Genomic DNA, 19199 nt, shown 5'->3' with positions numbered 1-19199 from the left:
GGAGCAAAATCCTTTTATACCTCCAGGCGCGCGGCCTCGGTGTCAAGGGTGGCAAAATAGTCGGCCATGGTTTCTGCCCGGCGGATGCGCTCGACTGAGCCGTCGCTTTTGAGCAGCAGTTCCTGGGGCCGGAGCTGGGCATTGTAGTTAAATCCCATGGCATGGCCGTGGGCTCCGGTGTCGTGGATGATGATCAGGTCATCCATGTCAATTTTGGGCAGGGGGCGCTGGACTGCGAACTTATCGATGTTTTCGCAAAGTGATCCCACCACGTCCACCACCTCCACCGGATGGGTGTCTTCGGATTTGCCCAAAACGTCAATGTGATGATAGGCACCGTACATGCCCGGCCGCATCAGGGCGGACATGCAGGAATCCACCCCGATGTATTTTCGGTAGATGTCCTTGCGGTTAATGGCCCGGGTGACCAGCACCCCGTGGGGTCCGGTCATGTATCGCCCGCTTTCCATATAAAGGGCCGGCGCCCGGCCCTTTCGGTCCTTGTATTGCCGGTAAACCCCGATGATCTGATCGGCCATGGTCGCCAGGTCCAGGGGCGGATCATCAGGGTGATAGGGGATGCCCAGGCCGCCGCCCATGTTGATGAACTCAAACTCGATATCCAGGGCCGCAGACAGGTCGTCGATCATTTCCAGCAGCATTTGAACGGTTTCCACCATGTATGCGTGATTGCGCTCATTGGATACCAGCATGGTATGCAGGCCGAAACGCCTTGTTCCTTTGTCGCGCATGATCCTGTAGGCATCCTCGATCTGGTCCGTGCTCACCCCGTACTTGGCCTCCACGGGATTGCCGATGATTTCGTTTCCGGTGCGTCCGGGGCCGGGGTTGTAGCGAAAGCTGATCAATTCCGGGATATCGGCAAGCTTGTCGATCAAGGTGATGTCATCAAGGTTTAAGATGCTGCCGCCGTGGTCCGCAGCGGCCTGAAAATCGCTGCGGGTGGTATTGTTGGAAGTAAACATGATCAACCCGCCCCGGGCACCCGCCTGCCGGCTTAACACCAGTTCCGGAACCGAGCTGCAGTCAAATCCAAAGCCCATATCCGCCATGATCGCCAGAATGCTTGGATTGGGCAGGGCCTTGACTGCGAAAAATTCCTGAAACGTGGCTGGCAGAGGCGAGAACCGGGTTTTTAATTCCTGAGCGGTTTGCCGGATTCCGGTTTCATCGTATATATGAAAAGGGGTGCCGAAATGCCGGGCGATTTTCGGCAAGCCCGGAAAAAGGCGATTTTGAAATTCCTGTGACATGGGCATGGTACCGTCTCCTGTTGCTGTCAGACTTTACGTAAGAAAAAATCGGTTTGATGAAACGACTGCCACCATACAGGTCTTTGGGGGGTTTTTCAAGAGCCGGCAACCGTATTCCGGGAATCCGCTTTTCAGGTTTTAATCAGGTATTTCCAGTAAAGGATACATTATATTGTGTTTTTTCTAAGATATGTCTCTCCATATGGTGTGGCATACGTAAAAGGTAAATAATTTGCTTGACATAACAACAATTTAAATGGAATGTAGACACAATCTGTTATTCGAAAAAAGTCTATATTTAATTAAAATCATGTGAACAGATATAGGTGAAAGGCATGAACAAAGATCGGTTACCCGGTTATTTCATCCACAAATCGCCTAACCTGCCGGCTGTTTCAGCACAGTGTTATTTTCATCCGAGTTCTTTCTTTTCTCCATTTATTTATTCCAAAAGAGATTTTTTGTTTTCGGCCGTTGCCGGGGCAGCGGATTTTTCGGCGGATGCCGCATATCGGGCATTCCTGAACCCAAGTCAACTACAGACGAGACGCATATGATTTTAGGGAAGAAAAATCAACTTGTGGGATTGGATATCGGTTCCCGCTCCGTTAAGGTTGCCGAGGCCGTGGAGTCCAAAAAGGGATGGCTGCTGAAAAAATTCGGTGCCATTGAGGTGGCGCCCGGTGCCATTGAGGATGGAATGATCAAGGATCCCGAAACCGTTGCCGAAGCCATCCGGGAACTTTTCCAGTTATACAACATCGGGCAGAACAATGTGGCCATTTCCATCGGGGGCTATTCGGTGATTGTGAAAAACATTACAATCCAGAACATGCCCGAAGACCAGTTGTATGAATCCTTGAATTTCGAGGCCGAGCAGTATATCCCCTTTGACATTAACGATGTGAATCTTGATTTTCAGGTTCTTGGCGAAAATGAAAACAATCCCAACCAGATCAATGTACTGCTGGTGGCGGCCAAAAAAGAGATGATCGATGACTATGTCAATCTGATGGATTTGGCCGGCTTGAACCTGTGTATCATCGACATTGATGCCTTTTGCCTGCAGAACATCTATAGCCTCAATTATCCCCAGAGTACTGAAAGTATTGCCCTGATCGACATCGGGGCCAGCAAGACCTCGTTGAATATTTTAAAGGAAAACAACTCGGTTTTCTTGCGCGATGTGTCCCTGGGCTGCAACCAGATCAATCAGAAAATTGCCTCCCTGGCCGGCTGCTCCCTGGCCGAGGCCGAGGCATTGAAGCTGTCGGAAAATCCGGACCGGATTTCGTCATCAGATCTCCAGGAAATCATTTCCTCGGTGGTATCTGACTGGTGCAACGAGATTCGCCGGGCGCTGGATTTCTTTTATTCCACCAACCCGGAGGACCAGATTCGTCAGATTATGCTAAGCGGAGGCGGGGCCAACATCAAGCAGTTTCGGGACCTGCTGGCGGTTCAGGCTTCAGCCGACGTCCAGGCCATCAATCCATTTGAACAGATTGAGATCAAAAGCGATCAGCTTGATGCCGGTTACCTGCAACAGATTGCACCCCAGGCCGCCATTTCCATGGGGCTTGCCATCAGAAGAGTGGATGACAAATGATACGAATCAATCTATTACCGTTTCGTGCAGCCCGGACCAAGGAAAATATCCGCCGCCAGGTTTCGATTTTTCTGCTATCCGTGGTTTTTTTGCTGTTGGTTTTATTTGCCGTCAACATGTTCATGGGCAACCGGGTGGAAGCCCTGGAAACAAGACTGGCCAATCTCAATGAAGACATTGATAATTATTCGCGGAAAGCCCAACAGGTGGATGTGCTGAAAAAGGAACTGGCGGAGTTGGAGCAGAAAATTTTAATTATTGAACAACTCAAAAGCCACCGTACCAAACCGCCCCTGCTGCTGGCCGATCTTACCGAACGGGTGGTTCCGGATCGCATGCAGCTCCAGAAAATGAATTATAACGGATCTGAGCTGATGTTAAACGGAATCGCCATGGACAATGAAACCATTGCCGTTTTCATGAGCCGGTTGGAGCGATCCGATAAAATCAGGGATGTGACACTGGAAAACGCAAAGCAGACAACCCAGTATGACGTGGAAATGAAGAGCTTTGGAATAAAATGCAAGATGGCCGATGCCAGTGTCATTGCCAATGAAAAGGCGAAAAAATGAAGAAAAAGTCCATATCCCGGGAAGGCATGGAGCCGTTATTTCGGAAAATCAGCGAGCTAACCAGAATGCAGCGGATAGCAACCTGCGTGGGCGTTGTCGTTGTGCTGGTGGGACTATGCGGTTATTTTCTGTTTCTGCCAAAATATCAGCGCATCACTGATCTCCGGGAAGAGATCAAAAGAGCTGAGCAGGAACTGGAGATAACCAAAACCAAGGCCGCCCGGTATCCGGCTGTAAAAAAGGAGCATGAAGCGGCCCAGGCTTCCTTTGAACTGGCTGCCCGGGCGCTTCCGGACAAGGAGGAGATTCCTTCTCTGCTGACCGGAATTTCCCAGGCGGGCAAGGCTTCAGGGCTGAAGTTTCTGCTTTTCGCTCCCCAAAAAGAAAATGTGAAAGACTTTTACGCTGAAATTCCCGTAAAGATGGAATTGTCAGGGGGGTATCATGATCTGGGAGGCTTTTATGACAGGCTTGCCCGGATATCACGGATTGTCAATGTCAGTGATTTTTCCGTGAGCAGTGATTCCGGCAGTCCGGGGGGGCCGCTGCGGATATCCTGCACGGCGGTGACCTACAAATTTATTGATCAGCCGGCAAAAAAGGATGCAAACCAGAAAAAGAAGAAAAGATAAAATGATGTCAAAGCCGAACATATGGATCGCAGCGATGATGTTTTTCCTGGTGCCCGGATTGATGGCACTGGGCGGGAAACCGGAAACCCCGGATGAGGATGTGTCCCGGAGCCGGTCCGTGAAGATCGAGCGCCAGGACAAGGCAACAGAGGCAACAGACAAGGATTCGGCCCGGCCGGCTGAATCTGAAAAAGCCGGATCCGATGGAGGTGAGGCCGAAGCTGAAAAACCGGTTTCATTGCTGCCCGAAGCGGGTGAAGCCGGGGATGGCAGTGACGGCGAAGATTCCGCCGCAGATACTGACGGTGCCGGGGCGCAAGCCGATGAAAAAGAGCTCGGGGATTTGATGATCGACGACCAGGAAGGGCTCTTTCGCGACGAGGAAAGGCTCTATACCCGTAAAGGCCGTGTGGACCCCTTTGAACCGTTTATGCGGGGCGCATCCGGGCAGGAATCCGGAGAAGAAGCCGATGGTGCTGAGCTCCAGCGCCGAAGGCCTCAGACGCCCCTTGAAAAAATTGCTTTGAGCCAGTTAAAGCTTACAGCCATCCTCAAACTGGCATCGGACAATGATGCCATTGCCATGGTGGAGGATCCCTCAGGTAAGGGTTATGTGGTGAAAAAAGGTACCTGGATCGGCGATCAGGGCGGACGGGTTGCGGAGATCCGGTCTGATCGGATCATTGTCCAGGAACAGTATAAAGATGTTTTCGGTAAAATCGCCGAGCGCGAGATTGAAAAGAAACTTCAGCAATAACCCGGAGAAAAAACATGGATAGTTGTCGCACAAAGTCAAGGATCATCCGGCGGGTTTCTCTGATGATGGGCCTTTTATTATTGCTTGCCGGCTGTGCAACCGGTCCGTCGCCTCAGCAGGACCAGGAGGCGGAGGAGAAGTCGGGCCTGAGCACCATCGAACAGTTAGCAACGGTAAGCCGGCCGGAATCAGCTGAAATTCAGATTCAGACCTCCGGGGAGGTCGATTACACTTCTGTCAAGCAGTTAGAGCCCCTGGGTGTTATCTTTTATTTCCCTCAGGCGCAGCTCGGAGACATTGACAGGCAATATCAGCCTGAAGACAAAGCCATAGATGCGGTTTTGCTTTCAAGTTCCCAAGACCGCAGAAACGTGCGGGTTGAGGTGCAGCTGGCCCGGGATATGAATTATACGGTGGACAAGCAGGCTGCGGGCTTGACCATTAAGTTTGATAAAAAGAATCTACCCGACAACCCGGATGACCCGGAAGCCGCTACGAAGTTTTCGGACCAGTCCAGGGAGCAATCCAGGCTTCCGGAAACCCGCTACGACAAGAGGCCTGAGTCTGAGCGCAAAACAAATTCAGACAGCTCAAAGAAAACCACAGAAGTTTATAAGGACATTGCCACGGTAAAAGACATTCATTTTGCCAGCGGTGAATCCGGGGCTTCTGTTATTACCATACGCACGTCCCGGCCAGTCAATTATGACCTGGACAGGGCGCGGGATCAACTTCTGAAGCTGCGCCTGACCCGTTCGGTCCTGCCGGATCATGTGGACCGGCGCCCGCTTATCACAACCCGGTTTGACAGTGCCGTTGATCGTGTCATCCCTTATGCGGTACCGGACAAAAAGGACCTGGTGGAGATGCTTATTGAACTCCGGGAAGCTGTTCCCTACCGGGTGGCGCAGGAAGGCCGCGAGTTGATGATTCACTTTGAAGCCTCCTCGGTGGGGCCAAGGCCTTATCCTGTGGCGGATTTGCCTGAATGGCAGCAGGTGCTCGAAGAGGTCCTTACGGAAGAAGCCATTGCCGAAGCCGGGCTGTCATCCACTGCCGAAGCTGCCAGAAAGGCTGAAAAACAGGTTGATTGGCTGTTTGAAAAGGACGAATACACAGGTGAAAAAATCGCCCTGGATTTTTATGAAACCGATATCAAAAATGTATTCCGGATTCTTCAGCAGGTCAGCGGGAAAAATTACGCCATTGACCCGGATGTGCAGGGCAAGGTCACCATCAATATGGAAAAACCCGTCCCCTGGGACCAGGTTCTGGCTCTGATATTAAAGCAAAACCGGCTCGGCAAGGTGGAACAGGATGAAATTATCCGGATTGCCACCCTGGAGACCCTCCGTCAGGAGGAGGAGGCCCGGCGGCAAAGAGTCGAGGCGTATAAAAACCGCATTGAGCAGGAAAAAGCCATGGAGCCGCTGGTCACGGAATATATTCCCATCAGTTACGCCAGTGCCCAGGGCGAAGTGCTGCCCCATATTGAGGATGTTCTGTCGGACAGGGGTAAGGCCAATGTGGACAACCGCAACAATCAGCTGATTGTCACCGATACCATGGAGCGCATTGACAAGGCCCAGGAGGTGATTTCAAAAATCGACAAGGTCACGCCCCAGGTGGAAATCGAGGCCCGGATCGTGGAAATCAACGAGGACTTCATAAGAGACGTGGGCACTGCATTCAGTGTGACCAAGGAATCAAATGATGCCGGTTTTGGGGGCAGTTACTCGCACATCATTTCCATGAATCACCCCAGCACAAATACCACCTCGGGAATCGGATTCAGCCTTTCGCGGCTTTCCGGCCTGACCCTGGACGCCCAGTTAAACGCCCTGGAAGAAGAAAACAACGTAAAAATCGTCTCCGCACCCAAGATCGTCACCCTGGACAACAAAAAGGCCACCATCAAGCAGGGCTTTGAAATTCCCTATCAGACAGTGGAGGACGATGAGGTCAACATTGAATTCAAGGAAGTGGACCTGCGCCTGGATGTTACCCCGCACGTGACACCGGACCAACGCGTTTCCCTCCAGATTTTTGTAACCAAAAACGAAATTGCAGAGCTCACCCAGGAGGCGCCGGCGCTTTCCACCAACGAGGCGGTCACCGAACTGCTGGTGGAAGACGGGGATACCATCGTGATCGGCGGCATCAAAAAAGATACCACAACCAAAAGGAATACCGGTTTTCCCATCCTTAAAGACATTCCCATCCTGGGCTGGATGTTTAAACGCGATATTCAGGAAAGCGAGAAAAGCGAGCTGCTTATTTTCATGACCCCCAGGATTGTGCAGCTTGAGCAGCGCAAGATGACGGCAACGGCTTCAGACGATAACTAAGCATGCAGCAAACAGACATTGCAAGGGTGCTTTCCCGGCAGCGGTAAACCCTCGGACCAGGGGTGCTGCCAAATACAGGCATTGAAAAACCGGATTATATGATTATCATTATATTATAGTTTTGATACGTCAAACCACATTTGAAAAATTAAAAAAGGGGACACGGTTTTGCCGTGTCCCCTTTTCCCGATCCAACAATCCACGAGCGATGGAATCATTGATGAAAACATTTCTTTTTGTGGCCATTTTTATCGGTGTCTGGGTGGCGCTGCAAGTCTGGATTCTGCCGAAAATGGGCGTTTCCACGTGAATGCGCGATGCCTGCCAGGTGGCGGGCACAGACAAGGAGGCCGGGGAGCAGAAATCAGCAGAAGATGCGGAGCAAAAACGGCTTCAATCCAAACAACCATGATCATGAGCGCATAAGGGAGTAAATCACATGGCACGCGGCGTCAACAAAGTCATTCTCGTCGGCAACCTGGGGCGTGATCCCGAAATCCGGTATACCCAGGACGGCCAGGCAGTGGTGAATTTTACCCTGGCCACTTCCATGGAATGGCGGGACAAGGCCACGGGGGAAAAACGGGACAAAACAGAATGGCACAGAATCGTGGCTTTCCGGAAACTGGCGGAAATCTGCGGTGAATATCTGTCCAAGGGCAAGCAGGTTTATATTGAAGGCCGCCTGCAGACACGCTCATGGGAGCAGGACGGAGTCACCAAGTACATTACCGAAGTGGTGGCCAATGACATGCAGATGCTGGGCTCCAAAGGCGATAGCGGCGGCAGAGGGGGATACAATTCCGGGCCCGCTTATGATGATCAGCCGTCATCGCCCCGGGGCGGAGGCGCCGGAGATGCGGAGGATGATATCCCGTTCTGACAACAGAGGGTTTTTGTCATAAAAGCCGGTCCGCAGGCGGATTTGGGAAAAACCGCCTGCAGGCCGGCTTTTTGATTTGAAACAGGGAAAAAACGGTTTTTTTATTTTTTTTCGTTTTTGTTGTCTTGCCGGGGCTCTTCAATTTGTTCGGCCGGAGGCTCATCGCCGGAAACCGATTTTTTGAAATTGCGGATTCCTTTTCCGATGCCCGAACCGATTTCCGGGAGTTTGCCCGCTCCGAACACAATCATAATGATCACCAGAACAACAATGAGTTCCGGCATTCCGATGCCAAACATGGAATATGGCCTCCTTTTTGCGATTTCCGCAGGGAATTTGTCCGCGGTGGATGGATTGATTTTTGATAATAGGCAATCCCGCCTGTCCTGTCAATTGCTTAATGCGTTTGCAACAATGGGTTTAACGGGTTTGCTCTGATTTCAGGGATGCAATAGCCCTTGTCAATGATTTTGAAATGCGGTATATAAATAAATTTTAAATATTAACCAAAGGGTAGGAATCTGCAATGAAAAACGATTTTCGCCCCGCGGGCTTTCCGGCCTGGATCGGAAGCCTGCCCATGGATGACCATGAAAAAGCAGCGGAGCTGATGTTTGAATATACCCCGGATATTCCGCTGTGGGTGCAATTGCCCAAATTTGCCGCCGAAGGCATGGTGGCCCAGTTTTCCAAGGGAATGCCGGGCCTGACGCGTCAGAATGACAAGATTTTTGTGGATTCGGCTGATGAGCGTTTCGACGACGCCCTGCTGGGTTTCTACGAGGCCTACATGGAAGTGACCGAAGGCGGCGGCGACATCGCTGAATCGCGGTTCGCCATCCACGAAGACGATGCCCCCGGGTTTTATGTGTTCATGCGGGAACTCGACCGCGGCCGTTATTCGCCCGTGGCTGTCAAGGGCCAGGTAACCGGACCCTTTACATTCGGCACCGGCCTGGTTGACAAGGAGGGACGGGCCGCCTTTTACAACGAGCACATCCGGGATGCAGCGGTCAAGCTCATTGCCATGAAAGCCCGGTGGCAGGTCAACCAGTTGAAAAAATACGGACTGCCGGTGATTCTGTTTCTCGATGAACCCGCCCTTGCCGGCTTTGGCTCCTCTGCATTTATCAGTGTGTCGCGCGGGGAAATCGATGTTTGCTTTGCCGAGGTCATCGAAGCGGTGCATGCCGAAGGCGGTCTTGCCGGGGTGCATGTGTGCGCCAACGCCGAGTGGCCCGTGATTCTGGAATCGGATGCGGATATCGTCAGTTTTGACGCATACTCTTATTTTGACAAGTTTATTTTGTATGCCGACGCTATCCGGTCGTTTTTAAATGACGGCCGGATTCTGGCCTGGGGAATTGTGCCCACCGGGGATACCGAAGCCATTGAGTCCGAAACCCCGGAGTCTCTCTATACCCTGTGGCAGGACCAGGCCAAACGCATTGAAGCATTGGGTTTTGAAAGGGAACAGGTGATCGCACAGTCTCTGATTACTCCGAGCTGCGGCACCGGCTCGCTTTCCCTGGAGCATGCCATGCGGGTAATTGATATGAACCGGCAGGTCTCAGAGAAAATACGCGGCAGCCGTTAACAATCGGCTGCAAATATCCAGACAAGGCAGGATTGAATAATTATGACGAAACAATTACAGGAAAAAGATCAGTTCAGCGGTGCAAAACGCTATGTCCTGGACCCGGAACTGGCAAAGATTGTTAATATTTCCAGGTCTCTGGAAATGCCCCTGCTGTTAAAGGGCGAGCCCGGAACAGGAAAGACCATGCTGGCCTATGCCATTGCCGAAAGTCTGCACATGCCGCTGATCGTGTTAAATGTCAAATCCAATATGAAGCTCATAGAGGGTCTTTACCAGTATGATACCCTCACCCGGCTCAATGACAGCCGGTTTGGCGACTCCACCAGGGATGTGAGCCGGATTGAGGATTATATCAAGATGGGCAAGATCGGCCAGGCGTTTACAGCCGAAGAGCGCACTGTTTTGTTAATTGATGAAATTGACAAGGCTGATACCGATTTCCAGGATGACATGCTCGATGTGCTCGATCAGATGGAGTTTGACATCATTGAAATCGACAAAACCATCCGGGCCCGCCACAGACCTGTGATCATCATCACCTCCAACGCCAAGAAGGATCTTTCCGATCCTTTCCTGGGCCGGTGCAATTTTCATCATATTGCCTTTCCGGATCCCAAAATGATGCGCAAAATCATCCAGGTGCATTTTCCTGAGATTGATTCCGACTTGATGGACCATGCCATCAACACTTTCTATCAACTCCGGGAAATCGACATGGTGGAAAAAAAGCCAGCAACCCGGGAATTGATCAACTGGATAAGGGCCCTTTCAGCGGATCCGGACTTCAAGCCCAAACAGCTGGTCAAGGGCGAGCTGCCTTACCTGGGGGTGTTGTTTAAAAAGAGCCAGGATTATCAGTATGCAGCCAATCAGGTACAGCGAAAAAAACGGTTCTAGAGGCGGAATGCCATGTTTGTGGAGTTTTTTTACAAGCTCAAGGATGCGGGGGTGCCGGTTACGCCCACGGCCTTTTTGACCCTGCACAAAGCCCTGGCAAACGGGCTGATTTCTTCCCTTTCGGATTTCTACACCGCATCCCGGGCGATTCTGGTCAAAAGTGAGCGGTATTTTGACCTGTTTGACCAGATTTTTGCCCATTATTTCGAGGGTGCGGAATTGCCGGACGTGGAGGGCTTTGAGCTTGACGAGATCGCAAAGGCCATGCTGGACCAGTGGCTGACCGACCCGCAGTCCGTGGCCGATGCCCTGGGGGTCAATGCCGCGGATCTGCAGAATCTGTCACCTGAGGAGCTGATTGAATATTTCAAGGAACGCTTAAAAGAGCAGACCGAGCGGCATGACGGGGGCAACCGATGGATCGGCACCGGCGGGACCTCTCCGGTGGGTCATTCCGGATATCATCCGGGCGGCTTGCGCGTGGGCGGCGAATCCCGCAACCAGTCGGCTATCAAGGTGGCCAATGAAAGACGGTACAAGGATTATTCCCGCATGGGCCCCCTGACCCAGTCATCCATGGGCGAGGCCTTAAAGCGCCTGCGCAACCTGGTGCCCGCCGGACCCAAAGACCAGCTCAATATAGACGAAAGCATCTACCAGACCATGAAAAACGCCGGCGATATCCAGATCGTATTTGACCGGGGTTTAAAAGACCGGCTCAAGGTGATCCTGGCCATTGATAACGGTGGCTACTCCATGGATCCATACGTGCACGTGGTCCGGACTTTGTTTAATTACGCCCGCTCCCAGTTCAAGGAACTGAAAACTTATTTCTTCCACAACACCATCTATGACACGGTGTGGGAGGATCCGGCCCGGTATCGCAAGCCCAAGCCGGTGGCCGAATTTGTGAAAAATGATCCGGACACGCGCCTGATTCTGGTGGGTGATGCCAGCATGGCCCCTTATGAATTGATGGCCAGGGACGGCTCCATTTACGTCCACGAGCGCAGCGGCAAGGCCAGCATTGAACAGTTGCGGTTTCTGGCCGAAACTTTCCCGCACAATGCCTGGTTAAATCCAGTGCCCGCCCGAATGTGGCCCTACACCCGGACCATCAACGCCATTGCCCAGATTTTTCCCATGTATGAACTAAGCATTGACGGGCTTGAACAGGCTGTAAATCAATTGATGGCAGCCTAAAACAGGAGGATTTTTCAATCATGTATCCGGCAACAACTTCGCGCAGATTTACTGCAATGATCATCTGCCTGATGGTTTTCACAATGCTGGCCGCGGCTTCAGCCGCGGCAGAGGCCCGGCGCATGGCCGTATCCGTGGATGTGGCCAACACCCGCTCCGGACCCGGCATCGAGCATGAAAAACTTTGGCAGATGGAGCTCTATACTCCCCTGGATGTTCTTGAGACCCAGGGTGACTGGTATTTTTTCGAGGATTTCGAAGGCACCCGGGCCTGGATTCACAAGGACCTGGTGGCAGACATCAAAACCGTGATCACAAAAAAGGGTGTGATCAACATCCGAACCGGTCCGGGTACCAGTAATGACGTGGCTTTTCAGGCTGAAAAAGGCGTTCCCTTCAAGATTCTGGAAAAAAAGGGGGATTGGATCCATATCCAGCATGCTGACGGGGAAAAGGGCTGGATCTATAGCGGCCTGGTGTGGTAAAATTTTGAATTGTCACGCATTGTTAAGTTAAAGGAAAGGATTTTAATATGACCATCTCATTTGAGCCGGACCGCAGCGCCATTGTGTGCGTGGGGTCGGCACTCGTGGATATGCTGGCCGGAGAAGACGACAGTTTCCTTGAAGCCGTTGGTGCTGCCAAGGGCGGCATGACTTTGGTGGAGCAGACCTTTATTGATGATCTTGTATCCAAAACCGCCAACCCTCCCACTGTGGTCAGCGGCGGATCTGCCTGCAACACCGCCGTAGGCGTCGGATGCCTGGGCGGAGCAGCCCGTTTCGTGGGCAAACGGGGAGAAGATGAACTGGGCGACGTGTTTGAGTCCGACCTGGTGGCCCAGCGGGTGGAGCCGTATCTGTTCCGGTCCGCATCACCCACCGGCCGGGTGCTCTCGGTGATCACCCCGGACGCCCAGCGCACCATGTTTACCTGTCTGGGGGCGTCTGCGGAGATGCAGCCCGGGGAAATCACCCGGAAATGTTTTGACGGAGCGGCCATCGTGCACGTGGAAGGCTATCTGCTGTTTAATCCGGATTTGATGATGGCGGTTTTAAAAGCCGGCAAGGCCTCGGGGGCGCGCATCAGCCTGGATCTGGCCAGTTTCAACGTTGTGGAGGAATCCAGGGAGTTGTTAAACGATATCGTGGCCGACTACATTGATATCCTGATTGCAAACGAAGATGAGGCCTTTGCTTATACCGGCATAAAAGACGAGCAGGCTTCGCTTCAGGAGCTGGGCAGAAATACGGAAATCGCGGTGTTAAAGACCGGGCCCAGGGGAAGCATGATCCTGCACAAGGCAGAGACCACCCGGGTTGAAGCCCTGGGCGACGGATGCGCCGTGGACACAACAGGGGCCGGAGACCTCTGGGCGGCCGGTTTCCTTTTCGGCCTGGTTAACGGCTATTCCTTTACAAAAAGCGGAAACCTTGGTTCGGCCTGCGGGTACGAAGTTTGTCAGCTGGTGGGTGCCAAGGTCGAGGAAGCAGGCTGGCAGCGTATCAAGAAGCTGCTGCCGGAAAATGCCGAAAATATTTGACAAAGAGTGATGCAATATGGCTGAAAAAAACACCGGGCCGGCAGATAACGGGCATTCAGAGCTGCCTGATGATCCGCTGCAGCAGTTTTTAAAAAAGATTGCAGGTGTTGCCCTCACCTACCAGAAGCAACTCATCATTGCCGGAGCCGCACTGTTATGCCTGATTTTGGTGGTTTCCGGAGTGTTCTATTTCCTGGGACAAGCGCAGAACAAGGCTTCGGCACGCCTTCTGGAAATCAGCCGGCAGGCCGGGGCCATTGATCCGGAGCAAAGCCCGGAAGCCTACGAGGGTATAAAGGAGCGTTACGCGGCCCTGATTGAAGATTACGGATATACGGACGCCGGCGAAATGGCCCTGCTCCGGTATGCGGCATTGTGCCTGGAGACCGGAGAACCCGATCGCGCCCTGTCATTGTATGAGGCCGCCTGGAAAAAGCTGAAAAACAATGACCAGTTCAATTTTCTGGTGCTGATCGGCATGGCTCACTCCCATTCGGCCATGGAAAACTATGAGAAGGCGGTTTCTTATTTTCAGCAGGTGCTGGAAAACCAGAGCACGGTCATTGATGATCATGCCCTGTTTAATCTCGGGCTGCTTTACGAGGAAATGGGAGCGCCGGAAAAAAGCCGGCAGGCCTTTGAGCAGCTTGTTTCCGAGTATTCGGATTCCATGTTTGCCGATGCGGCCCGGGCCAGGATATCCGGCTGACACAGGCCATACCGGCGTTGGGCATTTTCAACCATTTTTCGCGGAAAATGCCGTACCATGACCTTCCAGGCCGAATCAGAGAATCAGACACTTTCCGGCCAGATTGAGCGGGTGACCTACACAAATCCGGAAAACGGATATACCGTAGCCCGGATGCGGGTCCGGGGCCGGAGGGAGCCGGTGACCGTGGTGGGGCGATTCACGGATCCCGCGCCCGGAGAGGCCCTGGAACTCACCGGCTTCTGGAAACTTCATCCCACTTACGGCGAACAATTTGAGGTTCGCTCCCATCGCAGCATTACCCCCTCGACAATCAACGGCATTCGCAAATACCTGGGTTCCGGCATGATCCGCGGAATCGGTCCGGTAATGGCGGAGCGGATTGTGGACCGGTTCGGCAAATCCGCACTGGATGTGATTGAAAACCATCCTGACAAACTCAGGGAAGTTGAAGGCATTGGCGAAAAACGCATTGAGATGATCCAGGCCGCCTGGGCCGAGCAGCGCGAGGTCCGCAATGTCATGGTTTTTCTCCAGTCCCATGAGGTCAGCGCGGCCTGGGCAGTGCGCATTTTCAGGCACTACGGCCGGGATGCCATTGATGTGGTCACTGCCAACCCTTATCAGCTGGCAACCGATATTTCCGGCATCGGGTTTTTGACAGCCGACCGGATCGCCTCCCGCCTGGGTTTTGAAAAGCAAGATCCCCGGCGCATCAAAGCCGGGATTTTGTATGTGCTCAACCAGCTGGCAGAAGACGGGCATGTGTTTTATCCCAGGGGTCAGTTATTGGAAAAAAGCATGGAAATTCTGGAGGCGGCACCGGAGCGCATTTCCGATGCCATTGCCCAAGCAGCCAAAAACCAGGAACTGGTCATAGACGATGAAGCGCAAAAAGATCCGGCAGCCGACCCGGCGGTCTACTTAAAGCGGTTTTTTGTGTGTGAAACCGGCATTGCCCGCCATTTTGCCCGTCTGCTTGGCGCGCCCAAGGCGGTTCGTTCCATTGACGCCCCCCGGGCCCTGCAATGGGTCCAGGATCGGCTTGATTTTGCACTGGCGGAAAAACAGCAGCAGGCGGTGAAGTGCGCGGCACAAAACAAGGTCATGGTGCTCACCGGCGGGCCGGGCACGGGAAAGACCACTATTATCCGGGCCATGCTCGAGATTTTCAGCCGGCTTTCAGCCAGGATCATGCTGGCCGCCCCCACGGGCCGGGCAGCAAAGAAAATGAGCGAGGCCACCGGCTATAGCGCGGTGACCATTCACCGGATGCTTTCCTTTAATTATCAGGCCGGCGGATTTCAGAAAAATCAGGACAATCCGATAAAATGTGACCTGCTCATCATTGACGAAGCCTCCATGATCGACACGGTGCTCATGTATCACCTGATAAAAGCCGTGCCCCCTGCCGCCACCCTGGTGATGGTGGGAGATGTGCACCAGCTGCCGTCTGTGGGTCCTGGAAACGTCCTGGCAGATATTATTGCCTCCAAGGCCGTGCCGGTTGTGCGGTTGAGCGAAATTTTCCGCCAGGCCCGAAAAAGCCGCATCATTGTCAATGCCCATCAGATCAACAGCGGCCGGATGCCGCAGATGGATGCAAGCCACGATGACACTGATTTTTATTTTATCGGGCAGACGGATCCGGAAAAAGTTGTTGACACCATTGTGGAGTTGGTGTCAAAACGCATACCCCGGCGATTCGGGTTTGACCCGGTCACCGAAATCCAGGTGCTCAGCCCCATGCACCGGGGCACGGCCGGCACGGCGGCGTTAAACCGCGTGCTCCAGGAAACCTTAAATCCGGGCAATCCCCAGGTCACCAGCGGGAGCACGGTGTTCCGGCTTTATGACAAAGTCATGCAGACCCGGAACAATTATGACAAACAGGTGTTTAACGGGGATATGGGGCGCATTGCCGGCCTGGACGAGGATACCCGGCAGGTGCAGATTGACTTTGACGACCGACGGATCAGTTATGCGTTCACCGAGCTTGACGAGGTGGTGCCCGCATATGCGGTTTCCGTGCACAAGGCCCAGGGTTCGGAGTTTCCGGCGGTGGTCATGCCGCTTCTGACTCAGCATTACATGATGCTCCAGCGCAACCTCGTCTACACGGCGGTTACCAGGGGACGGGCTCTGGTGGTCATGGTGGGGGCCAAAAAGGCCATGGCCATTGCCGTGAAAAACAACACTCCGGCCAGGCGGCATACCCGGCTGGCTTCGCGGCTGGCTGCGGCCTGCGGCGGATACCAGGAAAACAATCTCTACAAGGAGCAGCTGCTGTGAAAATCATCATAGTGGGCGCCGGCGAAGTGGGATACCACATTGCCAGCCGAATGGCGTTTGAAAACAAGGAAGTGGTGGTCATTGACCGTAATGCCGAGGCGATCAAGCGTCTTTCTGACAACCTGGACGTGGAGGCGGTCAATGGTTCGGGCAGCAGCCCCCGGGTGCTGAAGGCCGCGGGGATAAAAGACGCGGAAATCCTGCTTGCAGTCACAGACAGTGATGAAACCAACCTTGTGGCCTGCATGATGGCAGATGTGATCTCGCCGACCACAAAAAAGCTGGCCAGGATCCGGGAAGGCGATTTTGACGCCTATCACCAGGTGTTCCATGATCAGGCCCCCCATATTGACACGGTGATCAACCCGGAAATCGAGGTGGTCAAAAGCATTGAACAGTTTCTGCGCATCCCCGGGGCCGTGGATGTCAGTGATTTTGCCGACGGAAAGCTGAAGTTTGTGGGCTTGTACCTGGACCCCGGCAGCCGGCTGGCCGGTATCCGGTTAAAAGAAATTCCGGAAAAAATCGAGCCCCGGATCCTGGTGGCAGCCGTGGTAAGAGAAGAGGAACTGGTCATCCCGGGCGGGGATTTCCGCTTAAGCGCAGGGGATCTGGTTTATTTTATCAGCGAGGAAAAGGGCCTGGTGCCAATTATAAAGGCCTTTGACAAACAGGCCCGCCCGGTGCGCCGGACCCTGATCGTCGGCGGCGGCCGTATCGGCACCCGGCTGGCTGCTGTGCTTGAAAAAGGCGGCATCCAGACAAAGATCATCGAGCGTTCGGCGCAACGGTGCAGCGAGCTGGCCGCGGAAATGAAAAAGGCGGTGATCATCCAGGGCGACGGCTCGGACCAGCGGCTTTTAATCGAGGAAAACATCCGGGAAATGGATGCGGTGGTGACCCTGACCAACGATGAGGAAACCAATATTCTGGTCTCGCTTCTGGCCAAACGCATGGGGGCGGGCAAAACCATCACCAAACTAAACAAATTTTCCTATTTTCCGCTTATGCCGGCAATCGGCATCGAACAGGTGGTCAGTCCGAGGCTTTCGGCCATCAATACCATCCTCCAGCATATCCGCAGGGGTAAGGTGCTGTCAGTGCGCACCCTTACAGATGAGCAGGCCGAAGTGCTGGAGGCCGAGGCCCTGGAAACGTCCGATATCGTGGGAAAACCGCTTCGTAAATCCTCTCTTCCCAAGGGCTCGCTGGTCATCGGGATTATCCGAAACGGCCAGGTGATCATCCCTTCGGGCGACAGCGTGATTGAGCCCGGCGACCGGGTCATCATTTTTGCCAAGCGCCAGGTTATCGCCAAAATCGAAAAAATTCTCATGGTAAAACTGGAGTTTTTCTAGATGCGCTGGGCTTTCGTGTTTCAATACACGGCAATCCTGGTTTTTTGTCTGGGGCTGGCCCTGGTTGTGCCCGCGGGTGTGGGGGCGTTTTACGCGGACGGCAGCACTCGGAGCCTGCTGATGTCTGCGGCAATCGCAGTGTTTTTCGGCACGGCTTTGTTTTTAATCTTCCGGCAGCCCAGGACCGAATACATCAGCCAGCGCGAGGGCATGGCCATCGTGGCCCTGGGATGGACCGCCATCGGGTTTTTCGGGGCGCTTCCCTTTTATTTCTCCGGGTTTTTCCCGGTATTTGCCGATGCCTTTTTTGAGTCCGTATCCGGGTTCACCACCACCGGCGCGTCAGTGTTAACCGATATCGAGGCTGTGCCAAGGGGACTTTTGTTCTGGCGAAGCCTGATCCAGTGGCTCGGGGGCATGGGAATTATCGTTTTGACCATTGCCATTCTGCCCTTTCTGGGAGTAGGCGGATTTCAGCTCTACAAGGCAGAGGTGCCCACGCCCATGCCAGACAAGTTAAAGCCCAGGATCAGTGATACCGCCAAGCTGCTGTGGAAAGTCTATGTCCTTTTTTCCGTACTTGAAGTGATTTTGCTGCTGGCCGGCGGCATGACGGTCTATGACGCGGTCTGCCATACGTTTACCACCATGCCCACCGGCGGATTTTCCACAAAAGGCCTGTCTATCGCCCATTATGACAGCCTTTACATCGATATCGTGATTATGGGCTTTATGGTGATTGCAGGGATCAATTTTTTTCTGCATTACCAGATGCTCCGGGCACGGCCCCTGGCCTACTGGCGTGATCCGGAATGCCGGTTTTATCTGTTGACCCTGGTTGTGCTGATCCTTGTGGTGAGCTTTTTTATTAACGGGCAGGTCTATGAAAGCCTTGGGGAAAGTTTCCGGTATGGGGCCTTTCAGGTGATTTCCATTCTGACCACCACCGGCTATGCCACGGCCGATTATAACCAGTGGTCGGCAGTGGCCCAACTCATCATTTTGACCTGCATGTTTTTCGGGGGCTCTGCGGGCTCCACCGGCGGCGGCATGAAAATAATGCGCATCATGCTGTGCGTGAAGTTTTGCTACAAGGAGCTTTTCAACCTGGTGCATCCCCATTCGGTTTCTTACGTGAAAATCGGCGGAAAACCGGTATCCGGCGCGGTCATCAGCAGTGTCCTGGGTTTTCTGGCCCTGTACATGGGCATTTTTGTGCTCTGCTCCATTGTGCTGGCGTCCATGGGTGTGGATTTTGTCACCTCGTTTTCAGCCGTGGCCGCATCCATCGGCAATATCGGCCCGGGCCTGGCCCTGGTGGGACCGGTGGGCAATTATTCAGAAATTCCCTATTTCGGCAAATGGCTGCTGTCCTGGTGCATGCTTCTGGGACGCCTGGAAATTTATACGGTGATTATTTTTCTGGTGCCGGAATTCTGGCGCAAATAGAGCGTTGCACCGAAACCGGCCAAAAAGGATTTGCAAAAAAACCCGTCCGGGCTAAATTTTATTATTGACAGGC

18 protein-coding genes are annotated in these 19199 nt (G+C 53.3%); 16 read left to right on the top strand and 2 right to left on the bottom strand.

Going from position 1 to position 19199, the window contains the following annotated elements:
- Nucleotides 1-14: 14 nt before the first annotated feature.
- The gene (locus ACTCIA_RS05335; protein WP_463000763.1) at nucleotides 15-1280 is read right to left on the bottom strand and encodes a diaminopimelate decarboxylase; all 1266 of its coding nucleotides are present in this window, start codon (nucleotides 1278-1280) and stop codon (nucleotides 15-17) included.
- A gap of 329 nt (nucleotides 1281-1609) precedes the next feature.
- Between ACTCIA_RS05335 and ACTCIA_RS05330 the strand changes: the two genes are divergently transcribed.
- The 7 genes from ACTCIA_RS05330 to ssb all read left to right on the top strand — a co-directional run bounded on the left by ACTCIA_RS05330 (nucleotide 1610) and on the right by ssb (nucleotide 8075).
- Nucleotides 1610-1831: a hypothetical protein gene (locus ACTCIA_RS05330; RefSeq protein ID WP_463000762.1), complete on the top strand. Its 222-nt coding sequence runs from the start codon at nucleotides 1610-1612 to the stop codon at nucleotides 1829-1831.
- Complete coding sequence (gene pilM, locus ACTCIA_RS05325) at nucleotides 1828-2883, top strand: type IV pilus assembly protein PilM (RefSeq protein ID WP_463000761.1); 1056 nt, start codon at nucleotides 1828-1830, stop codon at nucleotides 2881-2883. Before ACTCIA_RS05330 ends, pilM begins: the two co-directional genes overlap by 4 nt.
- Nucleotides 2880-3455: a PilN domain-containing protein gene (locus ACTCIA_RS05320; RefSeq protein ID WP_463000760.1), complete on the top strand. Its 576-nt coding sequence runs from the start codon at nucleotides 2880-2882 to the stop codon at nucleotides 3453-3455. Before pilM ends, ACTCIA_RS05320 begins: the two co-directional genes overlap by 4 nt.
- Nucleotides 3452-4087: a type IV pilus inner membrane component PilO gene (locus ACTCIA_RS05315; RefSeq protein ID WP_463000759.1), complete on the top strand. Its 636-nt coding sequence runs from the start codon at nucleotides 3452-3454 to the stop codon at nucleotides 4085-4087. The genes ACTCIA_RS05320 and ACTCIA_RS05315 overlap by 4 nt, the downstream gene beginning before the upstream one ends.
- A gap of 1 nt (nucleotide 4088) precedes the next feature.
- The gene (locus ACTCIA_RS05310) at nucleotides 4089-4844 is read left to right on the top strand and encodes a pilus assembly protein PilP (RefSeq protein ID WP_463000758.1); all 756 of its coding nucleotides are present in this window, start codon (nucleotides 4089-4091) and stop codon (nucleotides 4842-4844) included.
- Nucleotides 4845-4858: 14 nt separating this feature from the next.
- On the top strand, nucleotides 4859-7192 hold the full coding sequence (locus ACTCIA_RS05305; RefSeq protein ID WP_463000757.1) for a type IV pilus secretin PilQ: 2334 nt from the start codon (nucleotides 4859-4861) through the stop codon (nucleotides 7190-7192).
- A 439-nt stretch (nucleotides 7193-7631) separates the two neighbouring features.
- A complete protein-coding gene (ssb, locus tag ACTCIA_RS05300) occupies nucleotides 7632-8075 on the top strand; it encodes a single-stranded DNA-binding protein (protein ID WP_463000756.1) in 444 nt (147 codons plus the stop codon).
- Nucleotides 8076-8176: 101 nt separating this feature from the next.
- Here ssb and tatA read toward each other — a convergent pair whose 3' ends face one another.
- Complete coding sequence (tatA, locus tag ACTCIA_RS05295) at nucleotides 8177-8374, bottom strand: twin-arginine translocase TatA/TatE family subunit (protein WP_463000755.1); 198 nt, start codon at nucleotides 8372-8374, stop codon at nucleotides 8177-8179.
- A gap of 227 nt (nucleotides 8375-8601) precedes the next feature.
- Here tatA and ACTCIA_RS05290 point away from each other — a divergent pair, with 227 nt between their 5' ends.
- The 9 genes from ACTCIA_RS05290 to ACTCIA_RS05250 are packed head-to-tail and all read left to right on the top strand — an operon-like array spanning nucleotide 8602 to nucleotide 19126.
- A complete protein-coding gene (locus tag ACTCIA_RS05290) occupies nucleotides 8602-9672 on the top strand; it encodes a uroporphyrinogen decarboxylase/cobalamine-independent methonine synthase family protein (protein ID WP_463000754.1) in 1071 nt (356 codons plus the stop codon).
- Nucleotides 9673-9714: 42 nt separating this feature from the next.
- Nucleotides 9715-10572: an AAA family ATPase gene (locus tag ACTCIA_RS05285; protein WP_463000753.1), complete on the top strand. Its 858-nt coding sequence runs from the start codon at nucleotides 9715-9717 to the stop codon at nucleotides 10570-10572.
- 12 nt (nucleotides 10573-10584) lie between these two features.
- Nucleotides 10585-11775 carry a vWA domain-containing protein gene (locus tag ACTCIA_RS05280; protein WP_463000752.1) on the top strand — a complete coding sequence of 397 codons (1191 nt, stop codon included), beginning with the start codon at nucleotides 10585-10587 and terminating at the stop codon, nucleotides 11773-11775.
- A 20-nt stretch (nucleotides 11776-11795) separates the two neighbouring features.
- On the top strand, nucleotides 11796-12260 hold the full coding sequence (locus ACTCIA_RS05275) for an SH3 domain-containing protein (RefSeq protein WP_463000751.1): 465 nt from the start codon (nucleotides 11796-11798) through the stop codon (nucleotides 12258-12260).
- Nucleotides 12261-12307: 47 nt separating this feature from the next.
- Nucleotides 12308-13318 carry an adenosine kinase gene (locus ACTCIA_RS05270; RefSeq protein WP_463000750.1) on the top strand — a complete coding sequence of 337 codons (1011 nt, stop codon included), beginning with the start codon at nucleotides 12308-12310 and terminating at the stop codon, nucleotides 13316-13318.
- Between the two features lie 16 nt (nucleotides 13319-13334).
- A complete protein-coding gene (locus ACTCIA_RS05265) occupies nucleotides 13335-14027 on the top strand; it encodes a tetratricopeptide repeat protein (RefSeq protein ID WP_463000749.1) in 693 nt (230 codons plus the stop codon).
- A 57-nt stretch (nucleotides 14028-14084) separates the two neighbouring features.
- Nucleotides 14085-16319, top strand: coding sequence for an SF1B family DNA helicase RecD2 (recD2, locus tag ACTCIA_RS05260; RefSeq protein WP_463000748.1), 2235 nt, complete (start codon nucleotides 14085-14087; stop codon nucleotides 16317-16319).
- Nucleotides 16316-17677, top strand: a complete 1362-nt coding sequence (trkA, locus tag ACTCIA_RS05255) for a Trk system potassium transporter TrkA (protein ID WP_463000747.1) — start codon at nucleotides 16316-16318, stop codon at nucleotides 17675-17677. Before recD2 ends, trkA begins: the two co-directional genes overlap by 4 nt.
- A complete protein-coding gene (locus ACTCIA_RS05250) occupies nucleotides 17678-19126 on the top strand; it encodes a TrkH family potassium uptake protein (protein ID WP_463000746.1) in 1449 nt (482 codons plus the stop codon). It begins immediately after the preceding gene.
- Nucleotides 19127-19199: the final 73 nt, after the last annotated feature.

Source organism: Desulfosalsimonas sp. (assembly GCF_055149105.1).
This window is presented reverse-complemented; position numbering and strand designations above follow the sequence as displayed.

Excerpts from the sequence above, each read along its gene's own strand:
- recD2 (WP_463000748.1), top strand. The coding sequence starts at position 14,085 with ATGACCTTCCAGGCCGAATCAGAGAATCAGACACTTTCCGGCCAGATT.
- ACTCIA_RS05285 (WP_463000753.1), top strand. The coding sequence starts at position 9,715 with ATGACGAAACAATTACAGGAAAAAGATCAGTTCAGCGGTGCAAAACGC.
- ACTCIA_RS05290 (WP_463000754.1), top strand. The coding sequence starts at position 8,602 with ATGAAAAACGATTTTCGCCCCGCGGGCTTTCCGGCCTGGATCGGAAGC.
- ACTCIA_RS05330 (WP_463000762.1), top strand. The coding sequence starts at position 1,610 with ATGAACAAAGATCGGTTACCCGGTTATTTCATCCACAAATCGCCTAAC.
- ssb (WP_463000756.1), top strand. The coding sequence starts at position 7,632 with ATGGCACGCGGCGTCAACAAAGTCATTCTCGTCGGCAACCTGGGGCGT.
- ACTCIA_RS05270 (WP_463000750.1), top strand. The coding sequence starts at position 12,308 with ATGACCATCTCATTTGAGCCGGACCGCAGCGCCATTGTGTGCGTGGGG.
- ACTCIA_RS05265 (WP_463000749.1), top strand. The coding sequence starts at position 13,335 with ATGGCTGAAAAAAACACCGGGCCGGCAGATAACGGGCATTCAGAGCTG.
- ACTCIA_RS05250 (WP_463000746.1), top strand. The coding sequence starts at position 17,678 with ATGCGCTGGGCTTTCGTGTTTCAATACACGGCAATCCTGGTTTTTTGT.
- ACTCIA_RS05275 (WP_463000751.1), top strand. The coding sequence starts at position 11,796 with ATGTATCCGGCAACAACTTCGCGCAGATTTACTGCAATGATCATCTGC.
- ACTCIA_RS05305 (WP_463000757.1), top strand. The coding sequence starts at position 4,859 with ATGGATAGTTGTCGCACAAAGTCAAGGATCATCCGGCGGGTTTCTCTG.
- ACTCIA_RS05310 (WP_463000758.1), top strand. The coding sequence starts at position 4,089 with ATGATGTCAAAGCCGAACATATGGATCGCAGCGATGATGTTTTTCCTG.
- tatA (WP_463000755.1), bottom strand. The coding sequence starts at position 8,374 with ATGTTTGGCATCGGAATGCCGGAACTCATTGTTGTTCTGGTGATCATT.
- ACTCIA_RS05335 (WP_463000763.1), bottom strand. The coding sequence starts at position 1,280 with ATGCCCATGTCACAGGAATTTCAAAATCGCCTTTTTCCGGGCTTGCCG.
- ACTCIA_RS05315 (WP_463000759.1), top strand. The coding sequence starts at position 3,452 with ATGAAGAAAAAGTCCATATCCCGGGAAGGCATGGAGCCGTTATTTCGG.
- pilM (WP_463000761.1), top strand. The coding sequence starts at position 1,828 with ATGATTTTAGGGAAGAAAAATCAACTTGTGGGATTGGATATCGGTTCC.
- ACTCIA_RS05320 (WP_463000760.1), top strand. The coding sequence starts at position 2,880 with ATGATACGAATCAATCTATTACCGTTTCGTGCAGCCCGGACCAAGGAA.
- ACTCIA_RS05280 (WP_463000752.1), top strand. The coding sequence starts at position 10,585 with ATGTTTGTGGAGTTTTTTTACAAGCTCAAGGATGCGGGGGTGCCGGTT.